This is a genomic window from Lactobacillus apis, assembly GCF_002837055.1.
GTDB lineage: Bacteria > Bacillota > Bacilli > Lactobacillales > Lactobacillaceae > Lactobacillus > Lactobacillus apis.
The window spans coordinates 29750-48199 of sequence record NZ_PDKP01000003.1 but is presented as its reverse complement, the minus strand read 5'-3'; the positions used below and the strand labels follow the sequence as shown (position 1 = coordinate 48199).

16 protein-coding genes, 3 tRNA genes and 1 pseudogene are annotated in these 18450 nt (G+C 35.4%); 1 reads left to right on the top strand and 19 read right to left on the bottom strand.

Going from position 1 to position 18450, the window contains the following annotated elements:
* Positions 1-51: 51 nt before the first annotated feature.
* The 15 genes from CRG87_RS04510 to CRG87_RS04440 all read right to left on the bottom strand — a co-directional run bounded on the left by CRG87_RS04510 (position 52) and on the right by CRG87_RS04440 (position 11969).
* A tRNA-Gln gene (locus CRG87_RS04510) sits at positions 52-123 on the bottom strand.
* Positions 124-130: 7 nt separating this feature from the next.
* A tRNA-Tyr gene (locus CRG87_RS04505) sits at positions 131-212 on the bottom strand.
* A 62-nt stretch (positions 213-274) separates the two neighbouring features.
* Complete coding sequence (locus CRG87_RS04500) at positions 275-1456, bottom strand: aminotransferase class I/II-fold pyridoxal phosphate-dependent enzyme (RefSeq protein ID WP_074426366.1); 1182 nt, start codon at positions 1454-1456, stop codon at positions 275-277.
* An 822-nt stretch (positions 1457-2278) separates the two neighbouring features.
* Positions 2279-3043, bottom strand: coding sequence for a hypothetical protein (locus tag CRG87_RS04495; protein ID WP_074426365.1), 765 nt, complete (start codon positions 3041-3043; stop codon positions 2279-2281).
* A 274-nt stretch (positions 3044-3317) separates the two neighbouring features.
* Positions 3318-3389, bottom strand: a tRNA-Gln gene (locus CRG87_RS04490).
* A gap of 118 nt (positions 3390-3507) precedes the next feature.
* Positions 3508-4023: a GNAT family N-acetyltransferase gene (locus tag CRG87_RS04485; RefSeq protein ID WP_074426364.1), complete on the bottom strand. Its 516-nt coding sequence runs from the start codon at positions 4021-4023 to the stop codon at positions 3508-3510.
* Positions 4024-4124: 101 nt separating this feature from the next.
* A complete protein-coding gene (locus tag CRG87_RS04480; RefSeq protein ID WP_074426363.1) occupies positions 4125-5183 on the bottom strand; it encodes an SEC10/PgrA surface exclusion domain-containing protein in 1059 nt (352 codons plus the stop codon).
* A gap of 146 nt (positions 5184-5329) precedes the next feature.
* Complete coding sequence (locus CRG87_RS04475) at positions 5330-6034, bottom strand: GntR family transcriptional regulator (RefSeq protein ID WP_109715162.1); 705 nt, start codon at positions 6032-6034, stop codon at positions 5330-5332.
* Between the two features lie 21 nt (positions 6035-6055).
* Entirely contained in the window at positions 6056-7033 is a 978-nt protein-coding gene (locus CRG87_RS04470; RefSeq protein ID WP_074426361.1) for an SIS domain-containing protein, read from the bottom strand.
* Positions 7034-7143: 110 nt separating this feature from the next.
* A complete protein-coding gene (locus tag CRG87_RS04465; protein WP_074426360.1) occupies positions 7144-8121 on the bottom strand; it encodes an SIS domain-containing protein in 978 nt (325 codons plus the stop codon).
* A gap of 52 nt (positions 8122-8173) precedes the next feature.
* Positions 8174-9010: a PTS system mannose/fructose/sorbose family transporter subunit IID gene (locus tag CRG87_RS04460; protein ID WP_074426359.1), complete on the bottom strand. Its 837-nt coding sequence runs from the start codon at positions 9008-9010 to the stop codon at positions 8174-8176.
* Positions 9011-9019: 9 nt separating this feature from the next.
* A complete protein-coding gene (locus CRG87_RS04455; protein ID WP_074426358.1) occupies positions 9020-9808 on the bottom strand; it encodes a PTS mannose/fructose/sorbose/N-acetylgalactosamine transporter subunit IIC in 789 nt (262 codons plus the stop codon).
* Positions 9809-9825: 17 nt separating this feature from the next.
* Positions 9826-10296 carry a PTS sugar transporter subunit IIB gene (locus CRG87_RS04450; RefSeq protein WP_046306099.1) on the bottom strand — a complete coding sequence of 157 codons (471 nt, stop codon included), beginning with the start codon at positions 10294-10296 and terminating at the stop codon, positions 9826-9828.
* On the bottom strand, positions 10293-10715 hold the full coding sequence (locus CRG87_RS04445; RefSeq protein ID WP_074426357.1) for a PTS sugar transporter subunit IIA: 423 nt from the start codon (positions 10713-10715) through the stop codon (positions 10293-10295). Before CRG87_RS04445 ends, CRG87_RS04450 begins: the two co-directional genes overlap by 4 nt.
* A 258-nt stretch (positions 10716-10973) precedes the next feature.
* Positions 10974-11969: a sugar isomerase gene (locus tag CRG87_RS04440; RefSeq protein ID WP_074426356.1), complete on the bottom strand. Its 996-nt coding sequence runs from the start codon at positions 11967-11969 to the stop codon at positions 10974-10976.
* 184 nt (positions 11970-12153) lie between these two features.
* Here CRG87_RS04440 and CRG87_RS04435 point away from each other — a divergent pair, with 184 nt between their 5' ends.
* The gene (locus tag CRG87_RS04435; protein WP_074426355.1) at positions 12154-12873 is read left to right on the top strand and encodes a GntR family transcriptional regulator; all 720 of its coding nucleotides are present in this window, start codon (positions 12154-12156) and stop codon (positions 12871-12873) included.
* Between the two features lie 81 nt (positions 12874-12954).
* On the opposite strand, the gene apf is transcribed toward CRG87_RS04435, so the two are convergent.
* The 4 genes and pseudogenes from apf to CRG87_RS08275 all read right to left on the bottom strand — a co-directional run.
* Positions 12955-13617, bottom strand: a complete 663-nt coding sequence (apf, locus tag CRG87_RS04430; protein ID WP_074426354.1) for an aggregation-promoting factor — start codon at positions 13615-13617, stop codon at positions 12955-12957.
* 716 nt (positions 13618-14333) lie between these two features.
* The gene (locus CRG87_RS04420; RefSeq protein WP_074426353.1) at positions 14334-15326 is read right to left on the bottom strand and encodes a tagatose 1,6-diphosphate aldolase; all 993 of its coding nucleotides are present in this window, start codon (positions 15324-15326) and stop codon (positions 14334-14336) included.
* Positions 15327-15501: 175 nt separating this feature from the next.
* The gene (locus tag CRG87_RS08330) at positions 15502-16038 is read right to left on the bottom strand and encodes a fibronectin type III domain-containing protein (RefSeq protein ID WP_458118139.1); all 537 of its coding nucleotides are present in this window, start codon (positions 16036-16038) and stop codon (positions 15502-15504) included.
* A gap of 30 nt (positions 16039-16068) precedes the next feature.
* Positions 16069-18204: pseudogene (locus CRG87_RS08275) on the bottom strand (TIM-barrel domain-containing protein); the annotation flags it as partial.
* Between the last annotated feature and the right edge of the window lie 246 nt (positions 18205-18450).

Genomic DNA, 18450 nt, shown 5'->3' with positions numbered 1-18450 from the left:
AAGAAAGTAAAAAGGCAACTATCAAGAGCTGCCTTTAGTTTGTAATCTTAATTGGGTTAGCTGGATTCGAACCAGCGCATACTAGTACCAAAAACTAGTGCCTTACCACTTGGCTATAACCCACTGATAATGGAGGAGGGTGGATTCGAACCGCCGAACTCAGAGAGAGCGGTTTTACAGACCGCCGCGTTTAGCCACTTCGCTACTCCTCCGTTACGCACGTTAATTATCTTATCTAAAAACATGCGTAATTGCAAGCAAAAATTATGCTATTTTACTTCTTATATTCTTCAACGTATTTTGCAATTCGTTTTAGGCCTTCCTCAATCTCTGCCATGGCAACTGCATATGAGAAACGGATATAGCCTTCACCACCTTTTGCAAAGCATGAACCACTTGTAACAGCGACATGAGCTTTATCAACCAAGTCATAAATAAATTTGTTATCGTCTTGCTCTAGTCCTTCTGGAATTTTAGCAAAGATGTAGAAGGCACCTTCAGGTTTTGCACATTCAAAGCCAATTTCAGTTAAACCTTTATATAAAACGTCGCGCCGCTTTTGGAATTCTTCTTTCATTGGTTTGGAATCATCCATCCCATTTTTAAAAGCTTCTTCAGCCGCATCCTGCATTGGTGTTGGTTCTGTTGTTACAATTGTCTGGTGCACTTTAGCGATTTGTTCTAAAATTCCCTTTGGCGCACAAACAATTCCAATCCGGTATCCGGTCATTGCCCATGCCTTTGAGACACCATTCATCACAATAACTTGGTCATGCAATGATTTCTCCATTGAAGCGTGTGGACCGTCGTAGCAAAGTTCACTATAAATTTCATCACACAAGGCAAAAATTGGCTTGTCACGAATCACATCAGCTAATGCATCAAGCTCATCTTGTGTATAAGTTACCCCTGTTGGATTAGTAGGATAGTTCATTACTAGCATCCGAACACGGTCACCATATTGATCAAGCACAGCCTGTAATTTTTCTGGTGTTAACTTGAAGCCATCATCAGAAGTATCAACTTTAACAATTTCTACTCCTTGATTAATGATATTAGCATCAGACATATAAAGTGGGAAAACAGGAGTAGGCACAACCATCACGTCGCCTTGGTTAAGACACGCTAAAACTGTGTCAAAAATTGATTCAGAAACACCAGTAGTAACCAAAACTTCAGTTTCTGGATCATACTTTTGACCATATTTTTCAGCCAAAAAGTTAGCTGCAGCTTTTCGCAAACCAATTGTTCCATTTGATGGAGCATAGTGCGAGTGATTATCAGTAACACTCTTGATAGCAGCTTGCTTGATGTGCTCTGGTGTGTCGAAATCAGGCTCACCCAAAGTGAACTTGATAACATCAGGAATCTTACTTGCGTAATCGGAAAACTTCAAAATTGGATTTGAAGGAAGATCTGCTAGACCTTTTTTAGTGTAATTAATTAAGTTAACCATATGTTTCACCCTAACTTCTGTTTTCTTGCTTTTTTTAAATTATACAGTTAACGGAATTATTTTTCTACCATATTTATTTAATTTGTTATTAATTTTTATAATAAAAAAGCAGTTCATAATTAAATGAACTGCCTTTATTTGGGTTAACACACTATAGTCTAAATCATTATTACTCCAGCGCTTTAAAAACTAACTACAAAATGGCTCTCCGCGTATTACTCTTTTTTTATTTTCACTAAGTGTTTAAGTACTTAAATAATTTATCCACAACTTTATTTTTATCTTTTTTGAACGATATGAGTATAATAATATCTATAACATCATCGGAGCTATGCTTATATAAATCCTTTTATTAAGCGTCAAATCAATATCGAATTAATAAACACATGATGAAATTCTAAACAATATCGCAGAACGTTAAATCAAAAGTATACGTCAATTACCAATACATGACGTTGTGGAACACAGCTTTCTTTATATATCAGTGAAACTCTTTACAATAAAATCTATATTTAGCCCGTTTAATAACCTTAATTATATTAAGATATAATTCTCCTGTCGAAAAAATAAAAGGCTGCTTTTATATACTTGTTCTTGTCTTTTAATGTCGCTGATATCAGGCAGCTATCAATTGCTTAATAGATTATATATGTTTGTCGTCTAGTGGATTTGTCACTAACCCCTTTATATGTACTTTTCACTAGAATTGCCATTTGGCTGAAATAATTTAGTCTAAATTATTATAAATAAAGTTTTTTTGTTCAAAGAACTTTTGGCAATCCTTGCTTTCGTCTTTAAACAGCATTGTTTCTTAATAGGCAGTTATAGATTATCTTTAGTAATTTTATATATATCACTATATTCATGCACTTTTATAAGATTGTGTAAATCAGGAATTGGAATTTCCAACTCAGAGCTCCTTAATTTTTCACTATATAAAAGTATCATAAATCTATATTCATTCTGTCTAAAAAAGGAGCATCTTTTTGTCCAACATAGGAATTTCATACATTTTTCATAAGTCTCTTTTTGCTGCTTATTAAATCGAGTCACAGCAAGTATTCGTTTTCCCCCCAATACACTATGAGGTAATTCATCTAACTTTTTGCTATATTTAATGGATTGACTGTTATAACAACTATCCTTTAAGTACTCTACGCCTCTAGTGACAAGTTCAGAACTTATAATGTTTTGCTTTTTAAAGTAAACTGAACATGCTCTTTTTAACTTACATGTAAGCTTTTTAAAGTTATTACTACTTATAGTGATAAAAGGTCTTTCGATTGTCTTTCCATCTTTATCTACATTTCCAAGATTTAATCCATCTATTACTTCTTTCTTAAGACCACCTTTTTCATCAAAAAAAGATGGATTCAAAACAGTAAAGCAAGAAATAAAGAAGACATGTGGTTCTAACTTCTCGTCTAGCATAGTACCTTCATCTTCATCGTATTTTGAATTTTTGTTTTTGCTAACTTGATTATAGTCTAGTATATCTCTTAAAAAAAAATTGTCTTTTAGATAGTTCTGGGCAATTTCCATATTTGGAACAAATTGTAATAAATCCGGTAACCATTCCTCATTCATATCTTTACCTCCATATGGGACACTTTATGATTTACAAGCTCAAAGTATATATTAATATAAAAAAAATTTAGTCCAACCTAAAAAATTAGATTTCCATTCACAAATAAGCATGAATAAATTTCGAACAGTTTTTAACTGTACCGCTACAAACAATTAACAACAATTGGTTATAAAATACTACTAGTGCTTCCTTTTAGTTGATTTTTCACAATAAAAAAGGCAGTTCATAATTAAATGAACTGCCTTTATTTGGGTTGGGTGTTCGTAAGAACAATTGGGTTAGCTGGATTCGAACCAGCGCATACTAGTACCAAAAACTAGTGCCTTACCACTTGGCTATAACCCATTCCTTTGAGCTTTTACTTGTTCGCTCAACATTTAATAGTATAGAAAAATGTTGTTCGTAAGTCAAGAGGGAAAATTATTTTTTTATATCCGTAATTACCTTATTAACTCAGCTAAAACTACAGGTTTAATTCATAAGCGTTTCTAGCACCGTTTTCAGTTTGATCAATATAAATAACCCCACGTTCTTCAAAGCCGGTAGCTTTAATTAGACCTTGCATTCTCTTATTAACAGCATGTGTATCGATTCTAAAATTATGTATTCCAAGCATCATTCCACGAGAAATTAAGTTGGACATAAAAATTTTTCCTAGATGCTGGCCACGGAACTTAGTCGAAATCGCAATGCGGTGAATTGTCGCATATTGATCAACATCATTGTTCCATTCACCTTCAATTTGCTTGTACGTCGGTTCAGGGGGCGTCATTAAAATAGCAATTCCTGCAATATCGTGATCAACCATTAAACAATATGCACGTTCTTTTTCAATATCATCAGATAATATTGCTTCATTAGGCTTTCCTTCTTGCCACTGAGGAGTACCATCGTTTTTCATTAATTGCTTTGCTTCGTCAATTATCTTCATTATTTCTGGTAAATCGCTTTTTTGCGCTAATTTAATATAAGTTGGCATTTTCTAACCCTCACTTTATTCAAGATAATTAATTTTAGCATTTTTTATTATTTGCTAACAAAAAAGATAGTCAAATTTCGACTATCTTCTTTACAAATTCATTATGGCTTAAAGCCAGTATTATACGTATTATTTTTTACAATATAAGTTGGAACACTGATAAAGTGCATTGAGCAAATATCATTATTATGGGAAAGGCTAAAACCATAATAGTTATAATCACCATCATGTAGAGAGCCTTGAGTATTAAATAGGTCGCCTGCATGTTCCCATTCTTGATAGTTGCTGCGATCATTTCGACCCTCTTCACCACTACCTGTATAGCCAAAAATCATTTGTTTCAAGCCAAAATAAACGCTTTTCTTTAATTCTGTCATTGACATTATTCTATTAGGATTATAAAAACCTGCCATGTCTTCGACATAATTATCATCAAGATTTAGTCCATTGGACTTACATGCTTTAACTATCCCAGTAACGTAATGGCTATCCTTGATTGTTTTATTATTTTCAGTATATTGGATTGCTATGTCACGCGCTAGTTTTCGTGCACCAACGCTGTCTTGCCACAATTCAAGACCTAGTTGGCTTCTAGCCTGATTAATTAAGCGGAGTGAAAAAGTGGTTAAAGTATCAATTTGCTCTGGTGTTGGTTTAGCCAAGTCTACCATATTATGGTTATCTTCTTCATTTTCAGCTGCACTAATGCGACTAAAGCTATTAGTCTTCATCCCTTTAATTGAGGCATTGATAAAAGCCTGACTAGGATTGCCCTGATAAGCTTGTAACAGCTCTAGCTTGGTATATCCCGCTGGCATTTGTAGCTGTGCTTGAACATATTTTTCAGGACTCGGTTGTTTTATCACAGTCGCATCCTTGGCTAAAATCCAGTGGGAATTACTACCAATTTTGTATGCTACACGCTTTTGCTTACCAATTTTCTTTTTCGAACTATATGGATAACGATACTTTGGACTTGCATAAAAATTAGAGTGCTTGCCTTTAATCGTGTATAAGCGCACTTTTTTATTGCTTCTAGTTTTAACATAGCCTTTAACAGTAGCTGCTGCCACCTGATTTGACTCAGTCAATCCAAGTACTGGGACAGTTACCAAAAAAATAAGGTTAATCGCGACAAGGGCAAGTTTACTTTTCTTCATTTATCTTCCTCAAGAGTATTCTTTACCTAACGGCTCTTTATGGTTTATGTTTAATTCTAAAACTAATTATACGTTATTACCACTTTATTTCCTTAATCAACTTTTTTGCATCTTTTATAAATACCAATGATAAGAATCATATTCTACTACACATGGAATTCATATCGATCAGAAATAACATATTGTTGACCAGCATGAACCACCTGATGATTCTCGTCTTCAACACAAACTTGCAAAAGTAGTAGGGGAAAACCAATCGATTTTTTCAAAAGCTTTGCTTCACTCAGGCTTGCCAATGCAACACTAATAATCATGTCACGTGAATTCAATTTATCGATTTGATATTTTTCACGCAATATTTGATACAAAGACTTATGTAAATCTTCGTCCTTCAACTTTTTAAAACGAGGTAAGGGAAAATAATTACATTCAAGCATAATTGGTTCTTCATTGACCGAATGGACCCGTTCGATAAACAGCGCTCTACGACTTTCAAGAACATCCTTTAATTCAGCAGGTGTTTCTACTTCCTTGACCTTAACTACTTCGACACTAGCTTTAAAGCCCTCTTTTTCAGCTATTTCTGAAAAACTCTCTACGGCCGAAGAACTAACGATGCGTTTAACTTTCTGTGGCTGTCTGACAAAAGTTCCAACCCCTTGAATCTTTTCCACCAACCCATCATCAGCTAAGCCTTTAATTGCTTTTCTTAAAGTAACACGGCTAACATCAAATTGCTCACTTAAATCAAACTCATTTGGCAATTTACTATTAACTGGATATTCCCCACTAATAATTTTCTGTCTTATCTTTTCCATCACTTGAGAGTATAAAGAACCCGTTTCCTTCACTTAAAGTCACCACTACCTATATTAATATTCCACCTTGCCCATGTATCTTCTTACGTCTAATGAATGATCATGGACAACAGCCAATTTAGCTCTATATTCACATAGAACAGTATAAAACAAAATTGGACTAAAGTACTCTGAAACTTTATCGTCAATTAAATCCAAACCAAGTTCTTTAGCATCAACAACTTCTACTTTTTGTGCATACTTTGCTAAAAATCGTTCGGCACGTTCATCTAATACACGCGTTCTACCTAAACTTTTTAATAAAATATAAGGAAGATTCTTATCAGTAACTTCGAAAGGGCCATGGAAATATTCACCAGAATGAATGGCAGAAGAGTTTAACCATTGCATTTCCATTAACGAGCAGATAGAGAATCCATATGCATGTCCGAAAGACGGTCCACTTCCCAAAACATAAAACATTGTCTCATTTTGATAAACTTGTGCAAACTTCTTTGTTCTCGGTTGTACTTGTCTGATTGCTCTTGAAATCACAGTATCAATCTTCTTAAAACCATCGTCAAAATCTGCAGCATATTGATAGTCTTCAAAGTTTTGTAGCAGTTTTACTGTTGCATCTAGTGTAATTGCCATCGGGTTGTTGACGACTTCTTCCTCATTACCCCATTCATAAATAATTTTAGCATTCGAATATTTCAGTAAATTAGCATTTTTATTAAAAGTCAAACCAATTGTAAATGCACCTTTTTCTTGAGCAATTTTGGCTGCTTCTATCGTTTCAGCTGTATCACCACTGTGTGAGCAAATAAATACAATCGAATCTTTACCTAACTTTGCCGGTGGAACATTTACAAATTCACTTGCATTATACCAACCAGTAGTTATTGTTTTAGCTTCTGCTTCTAAAAAATACTTTGAAACATAAAAATCAACCAGCGAACCACCACATGCAGTAAAGTAAATACTGGTTATTTTTCCTTGATGATGATTTGCTGCTAGTTTGACAGCTTCGTTTACCTTATTATTTTCCATCTTAAAATGTCCTCTCATTTTATTAACTGTAGGATAAGTATTAAACCCTTAGAAAAGAAAAAAGGATTCTATTTTTAAAATAGGATCCTTTTTGATAATTATTGTTTTAATTAGTAAGTAAGTTTCCACATGTAGCGACGCTTAGTTAATGGGTGCTTTCTTGCCTTAGCTAATTCTTCAGCAAAGACACGCATTACACCTGTATGAATCATTGGGTTAAAGTAATCAATGACATTTTCACTAGCAATTTCGTTTAAGCCGTAGTCTTTAGCGTCAATATTTGTGATTTGTGCATCAAATCTTTGTAAGAAGGTTAATGCTCTAGCATCTAAATGACGTGTCTTACCATCATTCATAAATAACAAGTATGGCGCATCTTTCTCTGTCAGTTCAAATGGACCGTGGAAGTATTCACCAGAGTGAACAGTTGGAGCCGCAATCCATTGCATTTCCATAAAGAGGAATGAAGCAGTTGAATATGCAACGCCAAGTGAAGCACCACTACTCAATACATAAATTGTCTTCTCATCTTTATACTTTTCACCAAATTCTTTAGCAGCTGGGCCAACTGATTTAACTGCATTTTGGATTAAGTCTGGCATACCATCAAAGGCAGCTAGGGCTTCATCGTAAAATTCATAGCCTTCAAATTCTTTAACAATTTCAATTGCTAAAGCCAAGCAATATGTCATCTTTTCAGTCTTAGCAGCATAATTTTCTTGGAAACCGTGAACAACTTTATATTCAGTTTCTTTAATGATTGGTGAATCTTCAGCCATTGACAAGGTAACAACATGTGCACCAAGTTCTCTAGCTTTCTTAGTTGCAGCAACTGATTCTGGTGTGCTACCACCTAAAGAAGCTGTGATAACGATAGTGTGATCACCTACTCCTTTTGGTGTGTCGTAATTAAATTCATTAGCTGTTTGAATTGATGACAATAACTTAGTACTCTCATGAGCAATGAAGTAATAGCCAGGATACAAATCTGCCATTGAGGCACCACAGCCAACGAACATTACACGATCAATTCCTGGTTGCTTTGACTTAATGTCTTCGACAATTGCTTTAACTTTTCCAAAATCCATAATAATTTTTTCTCCTAAAATATATTCTCTAAAATTACTAATTACCAATAAATTAATTAAATATCCCTAATACGCTAAGCAGGATACCGCCTACAATACAAATGACCATAATCCAAGCGGTATTTACCTTCTTTTTGATTAGGTAAAACATGCCGAATGTAAAGGCTAATGGAAGCATTTGTGGGAAAATTGAATCCAATGTAGTCTGTAAAACAAAACTCTTGCCAAACTTAATTGGGGTTGTAATTCCAATCATTGTCGCAATCATCGCCCCAATAACCATTAATCCAATCACATTCATTAATGACATGATTCGGTTGATTGTACCGTTGCTGATCAATTTCTGGATATTCTTCTTACCTTGTAGGTAACCCCACTTACCACCCCAGTAAGTAACTATTGCTGAAGGGATAATGGAGATAATCATTGCCAAGATTGGACCAAACAGGTTTCCCTGCTGCGCCATGTTAATCCCCAAACCAAAAGCAATAATTTTAATCGTTCCTTGGAAGAAAGAATCGCCAATTCCTGACAATGGTCCCATCAATGAAGTCTTAACACTGTTAATTGATTCAGGATCAAAAGTATCTGGGTTAGCCGCATACTCTTCTTCCATCGCCGACGATAATCCCAAAACAAATGAGGTTAACTGTGGCGTACAGTTGAAGAAGGCCATGTGACGGTGGTATGCATCCTTTTTCTTCTGCAATTTTTCTGGAGTGTCAGGATTTTCACCATAAATCTCATCAATTGTTGGTGCCATACCATACATAAAACCCATGTTCATTTGACTTTCATAGTTCCACGAAGTCTGAATTGCCCATGCTCTCCAAAAGAATTGCGAGAACTTATGACGTAATCGTTTATCTGTGTGTTTTTGTTCAGCCATTTTTGTCTCCTATAATTCTTCTAAGTCATCTAAACTGTCACTGGATGATGGTTGAGTGTTATTATTGTCATTTCCAGACATAAACTTGTTTAGAATGACAACTAAAATAACTGCAAAAATTGCAACACTAATTACTGACATTTTGCCGTATGCGGCAATAAAGAAACCAAGAAATAGGTAAACTGCATTTTTCTTATCAATCATCGTTGACATTAATAGTGCAAATCCATATGCTGGCAAAATCTTACTTGCTAGGGTCAAACCATTTGTTAACCAAGCTGGAATCAATTTGACGAAGCTCGAAACTGCATTTGTTCCTAAGAAAATTGCCAAGAAGATTGGCACAAAGTAGAGCAGAGCATAAATAATTGGACCATATACAATGTGATAGCTACGAGCTTTCTTGAACTTCCCAGCATCGATTGCTTTATTTGCTAACTGGTTAAAGGAAGAGAACAGCATTCTAACGACAATACCAATCATTTGACCTAATACGGCAACTGGTAAAGCAACCGTCAACGCTGCTTGAGCACTCGTGTTGGACAGAATCGCGAAAGCAGAAGCAACAACTGAGCCTAACACCATATCTGGTGGTGTAGCTGCACCTACAGCAACGATTCCCATTGAAACCAATTGCAAGGTTGCACCAACCATTAATCCCTTTGCTGGATCACCTAAAGCTAGTCCTACTAAAGTACTAACAATCAGTGGCTGCTCAAAGTTTTCACGTCCTAATAATCTGGAGTCGAACATGGCAAAAACACCAATCAGTCCGACAATTAACGCTTTCCAAAACATTTTTTATACCTTTCTTTCTAAATAAGATTATTTAGAAGTTCCTTATTAGACGAAGGGACCTGTTGCATTGAAATCTTGATACCTTGGTCGCACATTTTCTTAGTTAATTCAACTTCCTCAGGCAACAAGTAAATTGCATTGCTAAATCTTTTAGCTCCATCTTTTGAAGGAATCAAACCATAGTTAATTTCTTCAACTGGACCATAAGCATCAATAAATTTACTCAGTTCTGTTACATTTTCAAAAAGCAACATAATGTTATCGTCGAGCGCTTTAATTCGATCAATTTTTTCAATTGCTGCGTCAACACTAAACACGTTCAACTTAATATCTTCAGGCTTAGCCAATTTCAACGACATTTTCTTAAAATCATCGTTTGCGGTTGCAGTATCAATGACAATTACTCGCTCAATATTGGCAAACTTTGTCCAAGAAAATACAACTTGACCGTGTAGTAATCTGTGATCAACTCTTATTACTTTAATCATAATAAATCTCCTTCATCATCTTTTTCAGTCATTAACTTATTAACAGACAAAACTCCTTTCTTTCCTTCATCAATCGCTTCTGAAACTTTTTCATCTGAAATTCCAGAGTTGACCGTTGTAACTAATGTAATAATCAGAGGTAAATTCATTCCAGTTAGAATTGTTAAGTTCGGATGATCCTTCAGTAATTGTGTGGCCTCATTATTAACTGATCCCCCTAAAACATCCGTTACGATAATCACATCATCGTTCTTGCTTGAAGCAAGAGAATTCTTAAGATCATTGATAAAACTGTCATCACTGGTCCCATTTTCATAAGCTTCATATGCTTCAAGGTTTTCTTGTTGACCGGCAATCATTTCAACTGTGTCTTTCATACCTTTTGCCAATTTTCCATGGCTAACTAAAATTATTTTCACTTTCTTTCACCCCTAATCATGGACAATGTTATACAGCTCCCCATAAATATAAGATGTATTAACACGTACACATGTATAATATTATATTGACCAATTTATGTAAAGGCTTTATTTGAAAATAATTAAATTATTTTTGCATTATTTTCAGTTTAAAGCGTTATCATTTGTTTTGTATGATAATTTTAATTTAAAGTTATTATCCTTGCGTACGTGGTTTTAGTGGGACTTAATGTCAAACAGTTGTTTTTAACAAGTTAACTATTTGTATTCTTCTTTCCACATATATCTGCGCGTCTCATAGCTCTCATGAGTTGTATATGATAATTCACGCATATATACGTTATTAAGAATTGACGAGAAAATGGAGTGATTAAAATACGGTGATACTTCTGGCTTAAGATCATCTAGGCCTATTTCTTTGCCGTCCAAAACATATAACTTTTTCCCACCAAATCTTTGCTCAAACCTCAGAGCTCTTTCATCTTCAGGTCTAGTTTTTCCAGTAGCCAATAATTGAAAAATCGATCTATTTTTGTCGGTAACTTCAAACGGACCATTAAAGTACTCATAGCTGTGTACAGTTGGTGAATCTAGTTGCAGCATTTCTTCTAAATTGCAAATTGAGAAAACATAAGCCGCACCAAGTGCTGGTCCACTTGCGATTACATATATTGTTTTCTGATTTTTATTTAATTCGGCCCATTCTTTAGCCAGTGGCGTAGTATATTCAACTGCCTTACGGTAAATTGGATCAAGCAAATCAAATGAATTCATTGCCAGATCATAGTTTTCATAGCCTTCTACTTCATTAAGCACGTTCATTGCTATGCAAAGACCAATACTGCCGTTTACTCGGTCTAGTCCACTTTCATCAAGCGCTAAGCTCTCATATTTAATTTTGAAATCTGTTACTTCTACAAGTTCTGATTCATCAACATACAGAGCAATTGTTGTCGCGCCGGAATCTCGTGCAACTTTCGCGGCTTCAATTGTTTCAATTGTTCCTCTCATAGAGCAAAGTACTACCAGAGTATTTTTATCAATATTCTTTGGAGCAGCATAAATGAATTCTCCGCTCGTGCACATTGTTGAATACAATTGACTGGATTCTTGTTGCATGAAATAGTGTGCACCATAAAAACCGCCAAATGAGCCACCTGCTCCAATCCAGACTACTTGTTTAACCCCACCTTGCTTTTCTAGTCTGTCAACTGCTCGCTTGACTATTTGCGAAACTTCTTCTTGTACTTTCATGTATTTTCTCCTTTAAAAAATGATACATGTATCTAACTAACTTCATAATAAAGCGCTTTATTTAAAAAGTAAAGCTAATATTTTGATACAGGTATTCAAACTTGAAGACATAAAGTTGGAAAGATGTTTATTTTAAAGGCTTTTTGCTATAATTAGAGAAAGTAAAATTTAAGGACAGGTATTTATGTTAAAAAAAGCAGAGCATTTACCACTTTATGTTAGTTTGGCAAATATTATTAAAGAGCGTATTAGTAACCAGCAATATCAAGTTGGCAGTAGCATCCCTTCAGAAGCAGAATTACGTGAAGAATTTGCAGTCAGCCGTACTACAGTCCGTAAAGCGTTAAAATTACTTACAGATCAAAACATTTTGATTAAATTACCTGGAAAAGGTACATACGTTTCTGACAACAGAAACGAGGTCAAAACAAAAAAGCATCAATTTTCTAGTCTAACTGATAGTGTTGAACGTGCTGGTAAAAACATGTCAACACGCCTAATTAGTGTAGAACTCACTCATGGCAACGATGAACAACGAGCTTTTTTCCATTTAGGGGATACAGAACAATTGATTGCAATCAATCGACTTCGTTATATTGATGATGTACCTTTTTGCCTTGAGTGGATTTGGTTGCCACCAAAATTTGATCAACTAAAAAGCGCTGACCTTAATCGTCCTTTATATCAGTTGTTGAAGGAACAATTTTCAACAATACCTAGTACTGGCAGAAAGACTTTTAAAATAGCATTTGCAACTAAAGAAGAATCAGTTCTACTTAATGTTGACCAGAACTCACCTTTAATGCTAATCAAAGACTTTGTTTATGACGAAAAGGGCCAACCTTTACACATCACCTCACAAATACTTCGTAGTGATAAGCTGACCTATGCAATTGACCATTAATTTCAAATACAAAAAAAGAGCTAGTAATTAAACTAGCTCTTCTTTTTTGTTAAATTGTTATTTATATTTTTAGCGGAATTATTAGTACCAGCCATTTGCTTGCCAGAATGCCCTAGCGGCTGCCCATGAACCATAACGTTGCGCAACATAATTATTGGCAACACGTTCTTGGTTAGCAGCGGAGTAATCTCCATTAAGGTAGGAAGCTGATAGTTGATATTTGCCAATATATTGGCCATTTTGTGCACTGTATGAGCCGCCGGATTCCCGACTTGCAATCCATGCCTTAGCTTCAGATTCTGAGCCGGCTGGACTTACATAGTTTTGCGCATTTGCGCTGTAGTTTACACTTGTATCTTCCGCATTAGCTGAATTATCATCTGCAACTACTGCTTCTTGACCCGAAGCATTTTCTGGGTAATAACCTTTGTTAACGTACTTAGCTTTTACCCATTGATTCTTACCTAGGTCGTACCATTTATGACCATCTTTGTCATAAGCAGTTTTAATAACTTTCCAGGAAGAATTACTTGGCAAAATTTGTCCAGTAGCTTCAGGATGCTTGTAGCTGTTCCAAACGCGGATAGAATTGCCATCTACATAATTTACAGTTACAACTTCTGCATCATTTTCTACCGTTGCAGCTTGAACCGTGTCTGTATTGGTGCTGTTCATTAATGCTACACCAGAAATTGACATTGCTGCTACTGCTGCTGTTTTAGCCAAGATAGATTTTACCTTCAAAAAAATCTCTCCTTATAAAAAACCCGATCTTTTTTCTATCTCAAATTGAAAGCACAAAAGTGACTTTCGCTTTGATGTTCTATATCCTACAACCTAAAAATTGCAGAACCATAACAGAAGTATCACTCGCTTTTTAAGAAATAATTACCTAAATAAAAATACTTGTCACATTTGTAATAGAATTTTTTTGAATTAGTAAACTTGTGAAAACCACCTATAATGCTAGATTTACTTATATTTGCTATTTACAAGAACTAACGTTTGTATTTAGCAATTAGGATTTTTTTAGGGCGCTTTTGAAACATGATTGAAAAATAACAATCGCTATTTTATCGCTGCTATCTCTGGTTTTTTCGCCATTATTAATTAACTATAGCACTAAAAGTGCTATAGTTAAGATAAGTTTTTTGCAGAAAGGACAATAATCATGAGCAAATATACTGTTACATTAAGTGACGAAGATATCCAAATGATTAAAGATTGCCATTCAAAAAATCCTTCTATTATGAAGGCTCTCGATGAGGCAAAAAAGATTGCGGATTAATTAAATAAAGAAAAATCCTAACTTATTAAGAAGTTAGGATTTTTTATTTGCTAATTTTTAAACAGCGTCATAATTTCATCAGGTGATTTAGCACTCTTAAGCTGAGTAATAAATTCCTGATGGGTATCACATAATAATATGCTCAACTAATTAATTTCAAACATTAAAGCTATTATTCAACACTTAACTTTTCACGCCAAGATTTTGCACCTTTGAGAGCTGCGTTAAGATTTTCAATGTTTTCTTTACCTTTTGTCGATAACCACTTTCGACCTGCTTCTTCACTTTCGCCAGCAAATGGTTCAATAGATGGTTTCCATGTAGCACGTCCACATAAAACACCATTAAAGTCAGCGCCAGCTTTCTCAGCCATTTTAATTTCGGCAATAAATTCTTCACTGGTTACTCCAGCAGACAGGAAGATATATGGCAAGTCTGTTGCTTCAGACTGCTCTTTTAATAAGTCCTTTGCCTCTTGCTGAGTGTAAACAACATTGTTAGAGCCATTGAAGCCTTCAACATACTTAATATTAAAAGGTATTTCTACCTTCAATACAGTTACATCATATTGAGGTTTTGAAAATTCTTTCATTGTCTCAATAACTTTGTTAGCCTTAACTTTTGCAAATTCTTCACTTTTGGCATCTGCAATATTTGCATCGTAAGTTAAGACTTCTAAAAAGAATGGCAATTCATTTGCTCTTGCCTCTGCACCAACACGCTCAACAAAGGCTTGCTTTTTATCATTAATTTCCTGACCTTCATCTGGATCATAATAAACTAAAAACTTAATTGCGTCTCCACCTTCATTTTTGATGCGCAAACCAGATTGATTAGCAATGAGGTCAGGCATTCTACCAGGCTCTGTTGTGTCATATCCTGTTTTTTCATATGAAAGCAGTAAACCACAATTTTTATCTCTTACTTTCGTTGCTGGTAAACCATATTCTGGATCTGTCAAAATTGACGAAGCATATGGCGTTAATTCGCTTGAAACTGCCTTTTTAAAATCAACAATTGTTGTTTCATCAGCTGGCTTATTAGCAGCATCTGCCAACATTTGTTTAAGTGAGCCACGTTGGTCAATTGCTAAAGCGCTAATTACCCCATCAGTTGTTGACAAATTTTCCATATGTTTGGCAACTGCCGCAGAAATTGTTCTCATTATATGTCTCCTTTTAGTATTTTCTTTAATCGCACACTGTTATTATATACCGATACAATGCCGTTTTAAAGAAGCGCTAACATATTTGTAAAGGTTTCCAACTATGTGGAGTTTTTTGAAAATATTTTCTGTAAAATGTCTGATTTACTGAAAATATTTCTTTTTAGTTCGAAAATTATTTCTCTTTTTCAACTTGTATTTTTGTCTTAAAGTTAACCTTTGGACTCCAAGCAGATGCACCCTTTTCAGTTACAACACGTACCTGAAATTCGTGTAGGGTGTCGGGTTTTAAACTATTCAATGTAAACTGTGGCTTTTTAATGTTAGTGTATAAAAGATGATCTATTTTTAGTTGATAACTCTCACTACGAAGAACTGGTTCCCACAAAACACTAATAGCAGTGTCAGTTGTTTTGGTCTCATCTTGCTTAAGTTCCACTGGAATAGCCACAGTATCATTTACTGCTGGAATCTTATTAACGGCAACAGGAGTGGCATCAACCCCAGTAATATTTACTGTTAAATCAGTTTTAACAACATCAGTCTGACCAATTTTTATTCTTAAAAAGGACTGTTCAAGCTTTGAATCGAATTCTTTCAAATATGGATTAGTTAAATAGTGTTGGTCAAAATAAAAACAATTAGCTTGTTTTTCAAATTCTTCTATACTATTTACCTCAGTTAGCTGAACCTCATCATTTCCAACCTTCACTTCAATAGCTACAGGAGCTTTCTTAGTTCTAATATCTAGTTCAGTTACTTTTTCAGGATCAAATCCTTCATACCCACCCTGAGTTCTTTCAAGCTTGATTGTCAAATTATTATCGGCCAACTGACTTGCTATTCTTGTTTGGACATACTCACCCTTTTGATATTTAGCCGAAATTCCATCATCTTCATAAAGCGTGAAGTTGGTGTCACCAGCAGGATAAAACACTATTTGTCGTTGTTTCTTTAGTTCCAGATAGTCACGCGGTGTATTCGTTGCAGGTGCCATCGGAATAATTGCCCCAGCTTTAACAAAGACAGGCAATTTCCACAAAGGCGCATCAAAGTTATTGATAACTTGTCCGCCTTGATATTCTTGACCTGTATAATAGTCAATCCAAATTTGCTCAGTATTAGGTAAGTAGATTTCATTACGTACGTCATTACCATCTTTATCACTTGCCGTATCCTGATAAATTGGTGCTACCAAGAAATTAGGTCCCCAGAGATATTGATACCTAACTAAATTAGTGTAGTATTCCGGAACTTCTGGATATTCCAAAAACATTGCACGAATCATTGGTTTACTCTCAAAGGAAGCTTGAGCCGCAATACTATAGTTATAAGGAAGCATCATTGATTTTTGTTTCAGGTACGCCCGATTAAGCTTAGTTGTGATACCGTCAAAAACAAAAGGATTCTTGGGATTTTTGCCCCAACCATCCATGTTAAGTTCAATTGGTGTATATGTTTTCCATTGATAGTCTCTAGTGTTAATAATTGGATGTTCACCGCCAAAGATGCCATCCATATCAGAAGCAACGTTTGGCTGACCAGAAAGCCCTTCGCCGATATATGTCGGAATTTGGAAGCGAATATATTCCCATTCTCCACCAACTTCATCCCCAGTCCAAACAGCACCTGTGTTCTGGGTACCCACCCAGCCATCAAGCGTGAGAATAAATGGACGGAGCTGATCTCCTTTTATTTTTTCAACCATCTTAGCTGTGCTTTGAGTAGCGTTTAAACCAAATGAATATCCATTACCAACCCAAGCTTCATCAGTTTTCAATGCAGTTACACCAGCAACAAGTTCTTTTTCAAAGTCACGATCATCTGGTTTCGGATGTTCAGGATCAACTGGAGATAAGTTTTGTTGCGTCCATAATCCTACTTGAACTCCTTTAGCGTTGGCAAACTTAATAAATTCTGCCAGATTGGCCAAGTTNAAGTCACGATCATCTGGTTTCGGATGTTCAGGATCAACTGGAGATAAGTTTTGTTGCGTCCATAATCCTACTTGAACTCCTTTAGCGTTGGCAAACTTAATAAATTCTGCCAGATTGGCCAAGTTTCCTTCTAATGTATCTGTTTGCCCGTAACCAGCCCCATAACCATCATTTGGTAAAAACCAGCCTAGCGGCATATCATGTTCAAGATATTGTTCTAGCATTGCTCGTGCACTGAATTGATACGTTTCCCCGCCATGCTCACCATTCAAAGTCTCTTTAATTGACTGCTGCTTTAGTTCTGCTGGCAAGTCCTTAGGCAAATACTCACGATAGTATTTACCATCTGGATATTTAATTGCACCTTTTTCATCTGGTTTCACTTCAACCCAATAGTCACGGTTATATGCATTCAAGTGAGCTTCATAAAAACCAAAGATTGGCATTAAAATCGGCTGACCAGTTAATTGATGATACTCATGAAGTAATTCATATGCAGTGTCCGCAAAGAAGTAAACTGCATCAAAACGCTCTTCTTCATGATTGATAGTTATTTCCTGACTATCAATATTAGAAAAATCATAGTGGCCTGGCTTATAGGTGTTACGAATGACGCCATAGCCTGCATTGGACCAATAAAATGGACTTGGAGAAGCTACACCTTGATCAACCCAGTTACCAGTATTGACGATTTCGATCTTTTCACCCGTTAAATTAAATCGTCCATTTTGTGTACCACCACCAAAATAGCTTGCACTATGATTAGCCAAAGTCTGTGTTGTTTTTACATTAGTCAGTTCAAGTGGCTCTGCTTCTTCTAGGATAGTTTGACCATTTTTGTTCACAGACATTACTGCCGGTGCTCGCTTGAAGCAAATCTCAATTACTCCAGTTGAAATTTGCCAGCCGTTTGCAGTTTCTTTTAAACTAGCTTCATTCATCCCTGCGTAACCGTAAACATCTTTAACAAAGATTTGTGCGTGTAGCCCTTCTTCAGACTGTTCCGGCTCTTGAAATTTTTTCAATGGATCAACATAGTAGCGGAACGTAGTTGCATCAATCAAATATAGGCGTCCTACTAAGCCACCTACATATTTAATTTCAAAATAATCACACTGTTTTTCAACACTTGCAATTGCTTGTAGTTTTAATGTTTTAACTTCTTTTACCTGCTCGGTTTCTTTCTG

What these genes read in the sequence shown, in the direction of transcription:
- CRG87_RS04500 (WP_074426366.1), bottom strand. Translation starts at nt 1,456, where the DNA reads ATGGTTAACTTAATTAATTACACTAAAAAAGGTCTAGCAGATCTTCCT.
- CRG87_RS04495 (WP_074426365.1), bottom strand. Translation starts at nt 3,043, where the DNA reads ATGAATGAGGAATGGTTACCGGATTTATTACAATTTGTTCCAAATATG.
- CRG87_RS04485 (WP_074426364.1), bottom strand. Translation starts at nt 4,023, where the DNA reads ATGCCAACTTATATTAAATTAGCGCAAAAAAGCGATTTACCAGAAATA.
- CRG87_RS04480 (WP_074426363.1), bottom strand. Translation starts at nt 5,183, where the DNA reads ATGAAGAAAAGTAAACTTGCCCTTGTCGCGATTAACCTTATTTTTTTG.
- CRG87_RS04470 (WP_074426361.1), bottom strand. Translation starts at nt 7,033, where the DNA reads ATGGAAAATAATAAGGTAAACGAAGCTGTCAAACTAGCAGCAAATCAT.
- CRG87_RS04465 (WP_074426360.1), bottom strand. Translation starts at nt 8,121, where the DNA reads ATGGATTTTGGAAAAGTTAAAGCAATTGTCGAAGACATTAAGTCAAAG.
- CRG87_RS04460 (WP_074426359.1), bottom strand. Translation starts at nt 9,010, where the DNA reads ATGGCTGAACAAAAACACACAGATAAACGATTACGTCATAAGTTCTCG.
- CRG87_RS04455 (WP_074426358.1), bottom strand. Translation starts at nt 9,808, where the DNA reads ATGTTTTGGAAAGCGTTAATTGTCGGACTGATTGGTGTTTTTGCCATG.
- CRG87_RS04450 (WP_046306099.1), bottom strand. Translation starts at nt 10,296, where the DNA reads ATGATTAAAGTAATAAGAGTTGATCACAGATTACTACACGGTCAAGTT.
- CRG87_RS04440 (WP_074426356.1), bottom strand. Translation starts at nt 11,969, where the DNA reads ATGAAAGTACAAGAAGAAGTTTCGCAAATAGTCAAGCGAGCAGTTGAC.
- CRG87_RS04435 (WP_074426355.1), top strand. Translation starts at nt 12,154, where the DNA reads ATGTTAAAAAAAGCAGAGCATTTACCACTTTATGTTAGTTTGGCAAAT.
- CRG87_RS04420 (WP_074426353.1), bottom strand. Translation starts at nt 15,326, where the DNA reads ATGAGAACAATTTCTGCGGCAGTTGCCAAACATATGGAAAATTTGTCA.